Origin of the sequence: Spongiibacter nanhainus (assembly GCF_016132545.1) — a bacterium.
Taxonomy (GTDB): domain Bacteria; phylum Pseudomonadota; class Gammaproteobacteria; order Pseudomonadales; family Spongiibacteraceae; genus Spongiibacter; species Spongiibacter nanhainus.
Genome location: NZ_CP066167.1, coordinates 2,447,722 through 2,461,244, shown reverse-complemented (window position 1 = coordinate 2,461,244; position 13,523 = coordinate 2,447,722). Strand labels below are relative to the sequence as shown.

Sequence of the window (13,523 nt, the reverse complement as noted above, 5' to 3'; positions counted from 1 at the left end):
CCCCAAGGCTTAGCCACCCCGCCAGCGCACTTGATACAGGTCGTGACGACGATCCCGGAGGTTTTGCACTGTGCCACTGTTGCGGGCGACGCGTAGGGCCTCGGGACGCAGGTCGGCGATGGCAACGGTTTCGACGTTGGGGGTGGTATCGGCGGCGATGCCGTCCCGGGCAAAGCTGAAATCACAGGGTGTGAGAATACAGCTCTGGGCGTACTGAATATCCATATTCGCCACGTTGGGCAGGTTGCCGACATTCCCTGACATCACCACATAGACCTGGTTTTCCACCGCCCTGGCTTGGCTGCAGTAGCGAACCCGGAGATATCCCTGGCGCTCGTCGGTGCAGAAGGGCACAAAGAGAATTTCGGCGCCTTGGTTGACCAGGTGACGGGCCAGTTCCGGGAACTCAGAGTCGTAGCAAATCAGCACTCCAATCGGACCGCAGTCGGTGTCGATTACGTTGAGGCTGTCGCCGCCCTCAATGTTCCACCAGTACACCTCATTGGGGGTGGGGTGGATTTTGGCTTGCTCGTCGATGCGACCGTCGCGGTGAAAAACGTAGGAAATATTTTCCACCCGACCATTGGCGACCCGGGTCGGATGAGAGCCGCCAATGATATTGATGTTGTAACGCACCGCCAGATCGCTCATGGCCTCACAGTAGCGAGGCGTGTACTTGGTGAGGGCCTCAATGGCTTCAATGGGGCTAAGTTCCTGATCCTCAATGGAGAGCAGCTGCAGAGTGATTAGCTCTGGGAACACCACAAAGTCGGCTTTGTAATCCGCCACCACATCGACGAAGTACTCCACCAGCGAGATAAATTCCCGGAACGATAGCACCCGGCGCTGCATATATTGCACCGTGCCCACCCTGACTGTATCCGGCGGATGACTGCCGTAGCGTTTTTCATGGGCGTCGCTGGCTTGGGTGTCGATTTTGGGGTTCAGCCATTGCAGCAGTACGCCGTAGCCCATGGAGGCCGTGTCTTCCCGTAAGTAGCCGGGCATCAGGCGCAGCGGTTCAAAGCCGTTGCGCAACTGAAAAGACAGTACCGGGTCCCGGGCCTGTTGATTGATGACTGCTTCCAGGTAGGCCTCGGCCGAACCGTATTTTTTGATGCGCTTGGAAAGCGACGGGAAGCGTCCGACAAAAACAATGCCTTTGAGCCCCAGCGACTCGCAGAGTTTTTTACGGGCGTTGTAGAGACGTTGGCCAATGCGGTAGCCGCGCACGGTCTTGTCGACACAGACCTCCATGCCGTATAGCCACTCGCCATCGGGGTCGTGGCGGGAGCCATAGCCATTGGCCGTGATTGACTCCCAGCTATGGTTAGCAAGGCATATTTTGCCGCTGATTCGAAAGGTGGCGCAGTAGCCGACCACGTCGTCATCCAGGGTGACGACAAATTTACCTTCGGGGAAATGGTTGAGATGGCCGCGAAGCTCGGCGTTGGTGTAGGGGGCGATACCGGTATCGGCATAGACCCGCTTGGACAGCCGGGCGATACCGGGGATATCTTTGCGCTGGGCATTGCGCACCCGTAAGACTTTGTTGGCCGACGTGATATTGCCACCGCCCTCTTGGCCGCCCGAGTTGTCTGAAGCCATGAAGTTTAACTTTTAGTTGTGGACTTGCTGCGGGTGGATTTTGCGCTGCTTCGGCGCCGAGTGCTAGTGGTTTTGCGGGTATTTGCGGTGTCGTCTTGGCCGCTGTCCTGATCCTGGTCGCCCCGTCTGACAAAGCCGCTTAAGTTTTTAAGGATGCGGGTCGACAGGTCGATCGTTTTCATTCCCTCAGACAGGGCCGTTTTAGCCAGTTGCTGCACCATTTCGGTATCGCCTTCCATGATGCGATCCTGAACGCCGTCCCAAAAGGGCTGCATATCGGGGAGTCCCACCAGACGGCGCAGCTCTTCCGGGCTTAGTTCGACTTCCAGGTTGATTTTCACTCTTGCTACCTCTCGTTGTGTTGGGGGAGAGCGGGGGCGGTCAATTACTCCGTGCGCTGCAGCTTGCTGAGGACGTACTGAAGGATGCCGCCATACTTGAAGTACGTGGCTTCTTGGGCAGTGTCGATTCGCGAGCGGCCCAGCACTTCATGGCGACTGCCGTCGTCCCGGGAAATAACAATGCGCAGAGTCTGCTTGGGAGCCAGGGTTTCGTCGCAGGGCATCACGTCGACTTGCTCGTTACCCTGCAGGTCCAGCATATCCATCGTCACTTCTTCGTCGAGCTCAATGGGCATCACCCCCATGCCGATCAGGTTGGAGCGGTGAATGCGCTCGAAACTCTCGGCAATAACAGCGCGAATTCCCAACAGCAATGTGCCTTTGGCGGCCCAGTCCCGGCTGGAGCCGGTGCCGTATTGCTTACCGGCAATCACCACCAGCGGCGTATCTTTTTGCTGGTATTTCATTGCCGCGTCAAACACGCTCATTACCTGTTTGCCGTCGGGTCCCAGGGTAAAACCACCTTCCCGGTCCACCATGTTGTTGTTGAGGCGCACATTGGCAAAGGTACCCCGCAGCATAACCTCGTGGTTGCCGCGGCGTGAGCCGTAGGAATTAAAGTCTGCTGGCTTGATATCCAGGCTTTGCAGATAGTGCCCGGCGGGGCTGTCCTCGGCGATTTTGCCGGCGGGAGAAATATGGTCGGTGGTAATCGAGTCGCCGAACACTCCCAGCAAACGGGCGCTTTTTATCGGGGGGCAGGTGTCACTGGGAGATTTGAGGTCGTCAAAGAAGCTGGGCAAACGAATATAGGTGGACTCGTCCTGCCACTGGTAGGTATCGCTGCTTTCCACCTCCAGCGCCCGCCATTCCTCGGTACCGTGAAACACATCCGCATAGGCATTGCGGTACATCGATCCGCTGACGGTTTTGCGAATGTCCTGGATATCTTCTGTGCTGGGCCACAGGTCCTTGAGATACACGGGCTTGCCATTTTTATCCGTGGCCAGTGCCTCTTCCTGCAGGTTGATGCGAGTGGTGCCGGCCAGGGCGAAGGCGACTACTAGCGGCGGCGAAGCCAGCCAGCTGGCTTTGACTTGGGGGTGAATGCGCCCCTCAAAGTTGCGGTTGCCGGAAAGCAATGCAGAGACCACCAGGTCTTTGCTGTCGATGGCGTCGGCAACAGGTGGCGGCAGTGGCCCCGAGTTGCCGATACAGGTGGTACATCCGTAGCCTACTAAGTCGAAGCCCAGTGAGTCGAGGTCGTCTTGTAGACCGCTGTCGGCCAGATACTGACTGACCACTTTAGAGCCCGGTGCCAGGGAGGTTTTAACCCAGGGTTTCACCCGCAGACCGCGCTCCCGGGCCTTGCGGGCCACAATGCCGGCCGCGATCATCACATCGGGGTTGGAGGTGTTGGTACAGCTGGTAATGGCGGCAATCACCACGTCACCGTGATGGAGCTTTTCCCCCATGTCGGGAATGGTGGCACTTTCATCAACATCCTTGCCCTTGAGCTCGATAAACTCATCGATGGCCTGTCCCAGCCGGGATAAACCAACTCGGTCTTGGGGGCGCGATGGGCCTGCTAGGCTGGGCTCCACGCTGGCAAGGTCCAGTTCCACCACATCGCTGAATACCGGCTGGTCACCGGGGTGGCGCCACAAGCCCTGGGCTTTGCAGTAGGCCTCGGTCAGGGCCACGGTTTCTCCGCTGCGTCCAGTGAGCTTGAGGTAGGCCAGGGTCGCCTCGTCCACCGGGAAATAGCCGCAGGTGGCGCCGTACTCGGGTGCCATATTGGCGATGGTGGCGCGGTCGGCCACCGTGAGGTCGGCAAGACCGTCGCCATAAAATTCCACAAACTTGCCCACCACACCCTGGCGGCGGAGAATCTCAACCACCGTGAGCACAAGGTCGGTGGCGGTGACCCCCTCATTGAGGCGGCCGTTAAGCTTGAAGCCCACCACCTCGGGCAGAATCATCGAGTAGGGTTGCCCCAGTAGTGCGGCTTCCGCTTCGATGCCGCCCACGCCCCAGCCCAGCACGCCCAGGCCGTTGACCATGGGGGTGTGACTGTCGGTGCCCAGTACCGTGTCGGGATAGACCAGGGTGCCGTCGTCGGTGTCTTTTTGCCAGACCACTTGCGCCAGGTATTCCAGATTGACTTGGTGGCAGATGCCGGTGCCGGGGGGGACTACGTTAAAATTCTGGAAGGCGGACTGCCCCCACTTCAGAAAGCGATAACGCTCGTAATTGCGCTCCATCTCCAGGGCAACGTTTTCTTTGAAGGCCTGCTCAGAACCAAACTGGTCAACAGTGACCGAGTGGTCGATAACCAGGTCGACGGGGATTTGAGGGTTAATAACCGACACGTCGCCGCCATTTTTGGCCACCGCATCGCGCATGGCGGCAAGATCGACGATTGCCGGTACCCCGGTAAAGTCCTGCATTAATACCCGAGCTGGGGAGAAGTTCATGTCGCCGCCGCCCTGGGGAGAGTCAGCCCAGTTACTGATGGCGTCAACAATGCCCTCGCCAACATTTTCACCGTCAAAATGGCGCAGTTGGTTTTCCAGCAGAATCTTGAGGGACTTGGGCAGGCGATCAATGTTGGTGGCGTCTAGCTTTGAGAGATCGTAATAACGGTAACGGCGATCGCCGCAACTCAGTTCCGAGATCAGGTGCTCTGTGGATTTCATCATGATTCCTCAGTTTCTCCTCGATTCTGTCAGCCGCTGTTGCCCCTGTTAATGCAGGAGGCGCCCCAGCAGATATTACTTTACCCTAGCACAGCGTGTACGAATTGGGAGAGGGGGAGAACAACACAGATTTTGGCGACGAGGACGCAGAGCAGAATAAGAGTGCGTAATCGATTAGCAAAACTGCCCAAGAATCGCGGGAACGGCGGTTTCTACTTTCAAAATGCGGGGGCCCAGGGTAAATCCTTGCATCCCAGCCTCCAGTAGTTTTTCCACTTCATAGGGGATAAAACCGCCCTCCGGCCCGATGGCGAGCACTGTCTCACCTGAGGGCTTTGTAAAAGCCGACGAGGCATAGGGGTGTGCCACCAATCCTGTGCGTTGGCTCAGTAGTGTCGGTAGCTCATCTTCTACGAAAGGTTTAAATAGCCTGGCTCGTTGTAGGGTTGGCAGGATGGTGTCACCGCATTGGGCTAGGCCCTCTACCATTGCCGAGAATAAGTGAGTGTCGTCCACCAGCGGGCTTTGCCAGAAGCTTTTCTCTACCCGGTAACTGTTAAGTAAGATGATTTTCTTAACCCCCAGCTCGGTAGCGGCGTGGACAATACGGCGAGCCATTTTGGGGCGGGGCAAGGCCAGAAGAAGAGTGACAGGACGCTTTGGGGGCGGTGCTTGGTCCAGTGTCACTCTCAGCGTGACGCTGCTTTGGTTGATCTCCAGGACTTCGCCACTGCCACAGCGGTCGTTGATTAGCCCGACCTTCAGACAATCGCCTGGCGCTGCCCTCAAGATCCTACGTATGTGATCTGCTCGGTAATCGCAGAGCCTGACTCGGTCAGAAGTGACAAAGTCTTGCGCGTTAAAAAGTACGCGATTCATCCCGCCGGCTCGGCCCAGAGGTCGTAGTCGTCTGCGCCGATAATATTGACCAGCAGCGCATCCCCAGGCTGTACGCCGGTGACGCCATCGAGATAGACCTTGCCGTCGATCTCCGGGGCATCGGCGATACTGCGTCCGATGGCACCCTCTTCGTCGACGTGGTCAATCAGAATTTCCTCTTGGCCGCCTATGCGCTGTTGTAGACGATCGGCGGAGATTTCCTGGGCGACTGCCATAAAGCGTTCCCAGCGGTCTTTTTTAATGTCGTCCGGCACTGGGTCGGGGAGATCGTTGGCGGTAGCACCCTCTACCGGGGAGTACTCAAAGCAGCCCACCCGGTCCAGTTGCGCCTCTCGCAGCCAGTCCAGCAGCATCTGGAAGTCTTCCTCGGTCTCACCGGGGAAGCCGACGATAAAGGTGGAGCGAATTACCAGATCGGGGCATTGCTCTCGCCAAGCCTTGATGCGTTCCAGGGTTTTTTCCTGGTGGGCGGGGCGCTTCATCAGTTTGAGCACCCGGGGGCTGGCGTGCTGAAAGGGAATATCCAAATAGGGCAGGATTTTGCCCTCCGCCATCAGCGGAATCACATTGTCGACGTGTGGGTAGGGGTAGACGTAGTGCAGCCTTACCCACACTCCCAGCTCGCCCAGTGCTTCACACAATTCCAGCATCCGCGATTTAATGGGCTGTCCGTTCCAGAAACCGGTGCGGTACTTGATGTCGACGCCATAGGCGCTGGTGTCCTGGGAGATGACCAACAACTCACGGACCCCGGCGTTGACTAGGCGCTGTGCCTCTTCCATGACATCGCCGATGGGCCGGCTGACCAGGTCGCCCCGCATACTGGGAATGATGCAGAAACTGCAGCGGTGGTTGCAGCCCTCGGAGATTTTCAAGTAGGCGTAGTGGCGCGGGGTGAGTTTGACGCCCTGGGGCGGAAGCAAATCCACAAAGGGGTCGTGGGCCTTCTCTACCGGCGCCCACTCGTGGACTGAACCCACCACTTGCTCATAGGCCGCCGGGCCGCTGACTGCCAGTACATCGGGATGGGTGGCGCGGATCTTGGCATCGTCTCCCAGGCAGCCGGTGACGATCACTTTGCCGTTCTCCTTAAGTGCTTCGCCAATGGCGTCCAGAGACTCCTGCTTGGCACTATCGATAAAGCCGCAGGTATTAACCACAACTACGTCGGCGTCATCGTAACTGGGCACAATCTCGTAACCGTCCAAACGCAACTGGGTGAGGATGCGCTCCGAGTCCACCAGGGCCTTGGGGCAGCCCAAGCTGACCATGCCGACCTTTCTTGTCGGAGGGGTATCCGTCATAACTGAAATCTCTGTGGGTAAGCTAACAGCGCATTATACCCTGCCAGAAGGGGCGACGATAAGCCGTCACGGCGCTGTCACTGCGGGCCGCTAAAGTTTGCCAATTTATTCTGTTGGCGACGCGAGTCGTCACATAGTAGTGTGAACGGCGTCTTTGTGATTGGTCGGAGCAATGCAAAACTATCAGATTTTGCGGGTGATGTTGGCCCTCACCTGTCTGGTGATCATTATCGCTGGCATGAAGGCCGCCTCCACGCTGTTGGTGCCCTTTCTGCTGGCGGGCTTTATCACCATTGCCTGCGCACCGCTAATGGGCGCCATGACCCGCCACCGGGTACCGGCTTGGCTGGCGGTGCTGATTATTGTGCTGCTGTTGTTGGGCCTGTTTATGGTGTCGCTATCGCTGCTGGGGGCCTCCACTGCCGAACTGGCGGATAACATTCCCGCCTACCGGGACAAATTTAAGGCGATTCTCAATCAGCTGGTGCAGTACCTGAATAGCGCTGGTCTGGCCGTCGATCAGAACCTGATGATGTATCTTGAGCCCAGCTCGGCGCTGGCGTGGCTGGGAGACCTCTTCACCGGGCTGCGCAAAATCCTGGTCAACTTTATTCTCATCATTTTTGTGGTGGCATTTGCACTGCTGGAAGCCCATACCATGCCGGCCAAGTTTGAGCGGGCCTTTGGCAGCCCCGATGCTCCGGGTTACCTGGCCCGTTTTGCCACCAACGTAAAGCGCTATCTGGTGATCAAGGCCTGGATCTCCCTGGCTACCGGGATCATGATTGGTCTGATGGTGTGGGGCATCGGTTTGGATTACCCGCTGCTGTGGGGACTGTTGGCGTTTTTCCTCAATTTCGTTCCCAGCATTGGTTCATTTTTGGCCGCCTTGCCGGCGGTCGCCGTCGCGCTGGCAACCGGGGGCTGGTGGTTGACCTTACAAACCGCCGTTATCTTCATCTTTGCCAATACACTGGTGGGCAATGTGATTGAGCCCAGGGTGATGGGCCACAATATGGGTTTGTCACCGCTGGTGGTGTTCTCGTCCTTGATCGTGTGGGGATGGGTGTTGGGGCCCGTGGGTATCTTTTTGGCGGTGCCCCTCACCATGGTGCTGCATATCGCTCTTCAGTCTCACCACGACACCCGCCGCATTGCGCAGTTGTTAGGTAAATAAAGGGCTGCAGCACGAACTTGAGTAACTTCCCGGAAACCACCACTCCCTCGGCGCCCCTCAAGCGGCGGGTTGGGCTGTGGCTGTTGTTGCTGTACGGCCTGGGAAATATTCTGGGTGCGGGCATCTATGTGCTGGTGGGCAAGGTCGCAGGAGTGGCAGGTGGTGCCACCGCCTGGGCGTTCGTACTGGCCTCCGCCGGCGTGGCTTTCACGGTATTCAGTTATGCTGAGTTGGCGGCCCGTTATCCCGTTAGCGCCGGTGTGGCGGTCTATTTGTATCAGGCCTTTAACCGCCCTTGGTTGTCCTTGTTTGTTGGTTTGCTGGTAATGGTATCTGGCATTACCTCTGCAGCGACCATCAGTCACGGCTTTGTGGGCTACGTTCAAGTGTTCTGGGACCTGCCAACGGTGCCGCTGATATGCGGGTTGATCGTTGTTCTGGGCGGTATCGCGATTTGGGGGATCAGCGAGTCGGTGAAGGTCGTGGCCCTGCTCACTGTGGCGGAGGCGGGGGGGCTGGTGCTGATTGTCATGTTCGGAGGACACTACGCGATCACTGTCGAACCACTGATCCAGGCACTGCCAACTTCACCGGGCTTAAGTGGGGTAGTGGTCGGCGCATTTCTGGCCTTTTATGCCTTTATCGGGTTTGAAGACATGGTCAATATCGCCGAGGAGGTCAAGCGTCCCGAACGGAACTTGCCCCTGGCCGCGCTATTGGCCCTGTTAATTGCGACCGTTTTATACGCCTTGGTCAGTGTGGTTGCCACGTCGGTAATTAGCCCGGCGGAACTGGCTGCCAGCGATGCACCGCTGGCTTTAATTTACGAGCGCAGCACTGGCGCATCACCCTTGCCGATTGTGGCAATCAGCCTTTTTGCGGTGGTTAACGGCGCGCTGATACAAATTATTATGGGGGCGAGAATGTTGTATGGCATGGCCCGCCAGGGCTGGTTGCCCAGTGTGCTTGGCCAGGTCTGGCAACCCACGGCGACACCGGTTATCGCTACTGTCTTGGTGGTGGTATTAACCCTGGTGTTTGCCCTTGCCATGCCCCTCGAGCGATTGGCGGAATTAACCAGCCTGCTGGTGTTGCTGATTTTTGTCATGGTCAATGGGGCGCTGCTGCGCATCAAACGCCGACAGCCCCTGGTGGAGGGGGTGCGCTGTTACCCGCTGTGGGTGCCGGCGGTGGGGCTGGCGATCAGTGTAGGGTTTATCGCCGCCCGTTGGTTGTTGGTATAGGCGTTGATGTAAAAACGGTTGGGATGATAGGGAGTGCTAGAAACGATGGACAAGCCGGGGGAGGGGCGGCGTTGATGTCAAAGTCGAGTTGGCAGATAGCGAGTCGATGCTTGGCAGTGAGCATTTTTCTCTGTCTGGCGGGACTTGCGTCGGCGGCGGAGCCGGACAATTTCGACCAGGCGTATCGCGATCAACGGGCAAAGCAATTGCAGTTGCTGGCCGGGGAGCCGCCCTTTGGTTTCAAAGCGGGTTTGACCTCTCTGGCCAGCCGGGAGGCCTTTGGCAGCGACCGCTCGGTAGCTGGGGTATTGCGGCAGGGCAGTCGAAGCGGGAGCGCGCTTAGCCTGGGTAATTTCGGCAAGGGCAGGGTAGAAATGGAGCTGGCCTATCAGCTCGCCGAGCCGGTTAGTGAGCCGGTGGCCAGTGAGGCGGCGCTGCGCGCCAAAGTGGCCAGGGTGGCGCCTGCGCTGGAGTTTCCCGATTTGGCTTTGTTGGGAGCTAAGCCCGAATCGGTATTGGCCATTGTGCGGGGCAATGTGGCGGCCCACAGGGCCGTGGTGGGGGCTGCGACCGAGCTGGTTGAGCTTGAGCCCAATGAGTTGACTGCTCGCCTTTTTCGAGATGAACAGCGGGTATCCACAAGCCGCGCCAGTGCGGTGATAGGTGGCCAGTGGCAGGCACTGTTGAGCCTTATCAACACCCTGGTGGCAGCTGGGTGGACCCTTTATCCCGATCAATGGTTGTTGACTGGCGCTTTGGATGGCATGCATCCCTTACAAGCGGGGCGCTATCGCCTGGTGGTCGACGGGCTGGACGAGCTTGAGGTAGACGTAGCTGCGGCGGCGACGGCAGACTCGCGGAACTAACGGCGCCCACTGCGAATCTTAACCCCATCGTTCTAACACGCCTGGAGAGAGGCCTATGTCAGGGTCGGATAAAACCAATGCGGCGATATTCGGGGTGTTTCTGGTGCTCAGTGCGGCGGTGCTGGGCTATCTACTGGGCAACTCGGCAATCACCTTTAAAGAGTACGAGCGCAGCGTCACAGTGAAAGGCTTGTCGGAGCGGGAGTATCCCGCCGATATCGTAATCTGGCCGATCCAGTTTACCGAGGCTGGCAACGACCTGGGCAAGCTCTACAGTGATATCGAGACCAGTACCGATAAAATTCGCCAGTTTCTGATAGCCAAGGGGGTGAAGGCCGACGAGGTCAGTATTACATCGCCCTCCATCACCGACAAGTCCGCCCAGCAATATGGCAATAATGGCCGCGCGGAATTTCGCTATACCGCCTCACAGATAGTCACGGTGTACTCCTCCGATGTGGAGCTGGTGCGCAAGGTGATGGAGATGCTGTCCGAGTTGGGCAAGCAGGGCATCGTTTTTACCGGCGGTTACCAGTCCCAGGCGGAGTACCTGTTTACCCGTCTCAACGACGTCAAGCCGGCGATGATAGAGGAGGCCACCCGCAAGGCCCGGGAAGTGGCACAGAAGTTTGCGGAGGACTCGGACAGTCGGCTGGGCAAAATTCGCCGCGCCTCTCAGGGGCAGTTTTCGATCGGTGACCGAGACCGCAATAACCCCCACATCAAAAAAGTACGGGTTGTGTCTACCGTGGAGTATTACCTGTCCGATTAGAGTGAGCTAGGCCGCCAGGGTGCCGTCACTGCCAAACTGGCGAATCGGCAGGCCGGAGTCCCGCAGGGCGTCCAGTAGTCGGCGGCTGTCATCGCGATTGAGAAACTGGCCGATGACAACGTACTCACCGCTGTGGCTGAGGCTGATGCGCAGGGGGTCCCAGGGGTGGGGGCATTGGGTAACCAGCACACTGCTGGCTTGCTGGGGCCAACGCCAACTGCGCTCGGCGCGAAAGTAGCCGCTTTCAATCCTTAATTCCTGGCCATTGAGCCGCACCACTTGCTGAATCTGTAAGCGCTGGAAAACCCGGCGCAACACCAGCCACAGGGCGGTTAATTCAAAGCCCATAAAGGGCAGCACCAGCCAAGCTCCAGAGGCGATAAAACCGCTGGCGAAGAGCGCGTTAACGGAGAATATTGCGGCAATAATGCGTCGGTTGCTCTGCCAGCTGGAAGAGCAGTTGGGGCGGATAATAATTTGGGCGTGCTGCCCGTCTGTTCCGATTTCAACCATTTGCTAATGCCTCTGCGCGACGCATGCAGTGAAAGTCTAGCACGATCCTGTTGACTTGCCCCGGAGCGCGGCTGCTCATCCAATCGAACCGGCAGCGCTAAAAGGCGGTGGCGAGTGGAAGTCCAGCATCTCGCCGCTGTCGGGGTGAATGAAGCACAGGCGGCTGCTGTGCAGCAGCAGGCGGTCGCTGAGTCGACGAGCCTGGGGGTGGGCGTAGAATTCACAGCCCAAAATAGGGTGACCGATGGCGGCGGCGTGAACCCGAAGCTGGTGTGAGCGGCCGGTGTGGGGCATTAACAACACGTCGCTGCAGCCATCCTGTATGGCCAGGCGGCGAAAGTGGGTTTGCGCCGCCTTGCCATCGCTAAAGTTAATGTGCTGGCGGGGGCGACGGGGCCAATCGCAGGCCAGTGGCAGATCGATATAGCCTTGCTCCGCGGCGACTTCGCCAAACAGCCTGGCCCGATACTCTTTCTCGACCTGACGTTGTTGAAATTGCTTGCTGAGATGGCGATGGCTTGCCTTGCCCCGAGCGACGACCATCAGGCCAGAGGTGGCCATGTCCAGGCGGTGAACGATAAGGGCGTCACGGTAATCCTCCTGCAATCGGCTGATCAAACAATCCTGGTTGTCGGGGTGACGGCCCGGCACCGACAGCAGTCCGGCGGGCTTGTCCACCAGTAACAGGTGTGGGTCGGCAAAGTGGATTTGCACCACGTCCTCGCAGGGTGGATTAATAAAGGGCGTGGTTGTGGCGTCTGACATGGTACATACGGGGTGCTTGGGTCACAGGTTGACGGCTGCATAATAGCGCATCGGCGCCCGGCTGGCCGCTATCGAGCCTCTTTGAGTCTGGCGCTAATCAGCGCAAAAAAAGACGGTGTTGTGGTCGACGGCGCCGTTGAACTGCCCTGATAATACCAGCCCAGATGTTCACCGCATTGTTCACAGTGGCCAAACTGCCAGGTGAAACCCTGAAACCACGTGTGCTCGCTGGTAGCCTCGCCACGAATGGCGACACCTGGAGCCATCTGCAGGCAAACCACATCAAAGACTTGCTGGCTGGGGTTACTAAAACGGTGCTGATAGTCGCCGTTGATTCGGATACGGAATTGCGCAGCGCTGACTGGGTGTTGGCAGAGGCTGCAGCGGATCAGCTCGCTGGGTTCCACAGCGCTGACGCTATCCAGCACTTTATGCAGCTCGTTCGCCATTGCAGAGTCGGGCATTGCAGCCTCCCAGTTGATTGTGGCGGTTTGTTCGCCCTTACCTAAAACTTATTTTAAGGATGTTGATGGAACTTGGATTTCAGTCGCCGGCCCTGGGTCCCGAAAACCGGCTAGATTCCGACAAACTGCTGGCGCCACTGCGGGCTATTTTGCCGGAGGCCCGCCTGGAGTGGCTGCCATTGCCGGAGGTGCCCGAGCTTGGTCTGCTGTTACTTAACCAGGACTACCCCCAACACACTCTAACGCCGGAGCAATCCCTGCGCATTATGCAATACCCTGCCTATTGGTGTTTTTGCTGGGCCAGCGGCCAGGTGTTGGCACGTTATCTTCTCGATAATCCCGATGTGGTGGCAGGGCGGCGAGTGTTGGACTTTGGCTGTGGCTCTGGAATAGCGGCGATCGCCGCGGCGCGGGCCGGCGCCAAGCAGGTTGTGGCCTGTGACCTCGACCGCGATGCGCTGCTGGCCAGTCGCATTAACGCGCAGGGCAACGGTGTGGTGCTCGACTACAGTGAGGACTTTTTTGCCGACCAACAGCACTACGATGTGATTTTAGTTGCCGATGTGCTTTATGACCGGGCTAACCTGCCATTGCTGGCGCAATTTTTGGAGCGGGCGGATGAAGTGTTGGTGGCGGACTCCCGGGTGAAGGACTTTAACTTTCCCGGTTATCGTCATCTTGGTCTCTACCGTGCCGATACCGTGCCCGACCTGGCTGAATCAGAAGAGTTTTCCCGAGTGAATCTTTATCGCGGTATTGCCGAAGCGAGGCAGCTTTGAGCCTGGTTGTATGAGATAGCCTTGAGCTTGGTTGTATGAGACAGCCTTGAGCCTGGTTGTATTAGGCAGCCATGAGCTTGGTTGGATAAAG

General features: G+C 58.0%; 13 protein-coding genes. 5 read left to right on the top strand and 8 right to left on the bottom strand.

Going from position 1 to position 13,523, the window contains the following annotated elements:
- Positions 1–9: 9 nt before the first annotated feature.
- The 5 genes from I6N98_RS11325 to rimO form a co-directional block, all read right to left on the bottom strand.
- Positions 10–1,608 (bottom strand): carbon-nitrogen hydrolase family protein, encoded by a 1,599-nt coding sequence (locus I6N98_RS11325; RefSeq protein ID WP_198568472.1) that lies wholly within the window; start codon positions 1,606–1,608, stop codon positions 10–12.
- A 5-nt stretch (positions 1,609–1,613) separates the two neighbouring features.
- Positions 1,614–1,949 (bottom strand): DUF6489 family protein, encoded by a 336-nt coding sequence (locus I6N98_RS11320; RefSeq protein ID WP_198568471.1) that lies wholly within the window; start codon positions 1,947–1,949, stop codon positions 1,614–1,616.
- A gap of 44 nt (positions 1,950–1,993) precedes the next feature.
- A complete protein-coding gene (gene acnA, locus I6N98_RS11315) occupies positions 1,994–4,651 on the bottom strand; it encodes an aconitate hydratase AcnA (protein ID WP_273475424.1) in 2,658 nt (885 codons plus the stop codon).
- A 171-nt stretch (positions 4,652–4,822) separates the two neighbouring features.
- Positions 4,823–5,527, bottom strand: a complete 705-nt coding sequence (locus I6N98_RS11310; protein ID WP_198568470.1) for a 16S rRNA (uracil(1498)-N(3))-methyltransferase — start codon at positions 5,525–5,527, stop codon at positions 4,823–4,825.
- The gene (gene rimO, locus I6N98_RS11305) at positions 5,524–6,852 is read right to left on the bottom strand and encodes a 30S ribosomal protein S12 methylthiotransferase RimO (protein ID WP_198568469.1); all 1,329 of its coding nucleotides are present in this window, start codon (positions 6,850–6,852) and stop codon (positions 5,524–5,526) included. Before rimO ends, I6N98_RS11310 begins: the two co-directional genes overlap by 4 nt.
- 172 nt (positions 6,853–7,024) lie before the next feature.
- On the opposite strand from rimO, the gene I6N98_RS11300 reads away from it, so the two are divergent.
- From I6N98_RS11300 to I6N98_RS11285, 4 genes are all read left to right on the top strand, one after another.
- Positions 7,025–8,029, top strand: coding sequence for an AI-2E family transporter (locus tag I6N98_RS11300; RefSeq protein WP_198568468.1), 1,005 nt, complete (start codon positions 7,025–7,027; stop codon positions 8,027–8,029).
- Positions 8,030–8,046: 17 nt separating this feature from the next.
- Positions 8,047–9,273 carry an APC family permease gene (locus tag I6N98_RS11295; RefSeq protein ID WP_198568467.1) on the top strand — a complete coding sequence of 409 codons (1,227 nt, stop codon included), beginning with the start codon at positions 8,047–8,049 and terminating at the stop codon, positions 9,271–9,273.
- A gap of 74 nt (positions 9,274–9,347) precedes the next feature.
- Positions 9,348–10,139, top strand: coding sequence for a 2-keto-4-pentenoate hydratase (locus I6N98_RS11290; protein WP_198568466.1), 792 nt, complete (start codon positions 9,348–9,350; stop codon positions 10,137–10,139).
- A 55-nt stretch (positions 10,140–10,194) separates the two neighbouring features.
- Positions 10,195–10,911, top strand: coding sequence for an SIMPL domain-containing protein (locus tag I6N98_RS11285; protein ID WP_198568465.1), 717 nt, complete (start codon positions 10,195–10,197; stop codon positions 10,909–10,911).
- A 6-nt stretch (positions 10,912–10,917) separates the two neighbouring features.
- Here I6N98_RS11285 and I6N98_RS11280 read toward each other — a convergent pair whose 3' ends face one another.
- The 3 genes from I6N98_RS11280 to I6N98_RS11270 form a co-directional block, all read right to left on the bottom strand.
- Entirely contained in the window at positions 10,918–11,424 is a 507-nt protein-coding gene (locus tag I6N98_RS11280; protein WP_198568464.1) for a DUF2244 domain-containing protein, read from the bottom strand.
- A 75-nt stretch (positions 11,425–11,499) separates the two neighbouring features.
- Positions 11,500–12,189: a pseudouridine synthase gene (locus I6N98_RS11275; protein WP_198568463.1), complete on the bottom strand. Its 690-nt coding sequence runs from the start codon at positions 12,187–12,189 to the stop codon at positions 11,500–11,502.
- Between the two features lie 68 nt (positions 12,190–12,257).
- The gene (locus tag I6N98_RS11270; RefSeq protein WP_198568462.1) at positions 12,258–12,653 is read right to left on the bottom strand and encodes a cereblon family protein; all 396 of its coding nucleotides are present in this window, start codon (positions 12,651–12,653) and stop codon (positions 12,258–12,260) included.
- Between the two features lie 65 nt (positions 12,654–12,718).
- Between I6N98_RS11270 and I6N98_RS11265 the strand changes: the two genes are divergently transcribed.
- Positions 12,719–13,432, top strand: a complete 714-nt coding sequence (locus tag I6N98_RS11265) for a class I SAM-dependent methyltransferase (protein WP_198568461.1) — start codon at positions 12,719–12,721, stop codon at positions 13,430–13,432.
- The last annotated feature ends 91 nt before the right edge of the window (positions 13,433–13,523 follow it).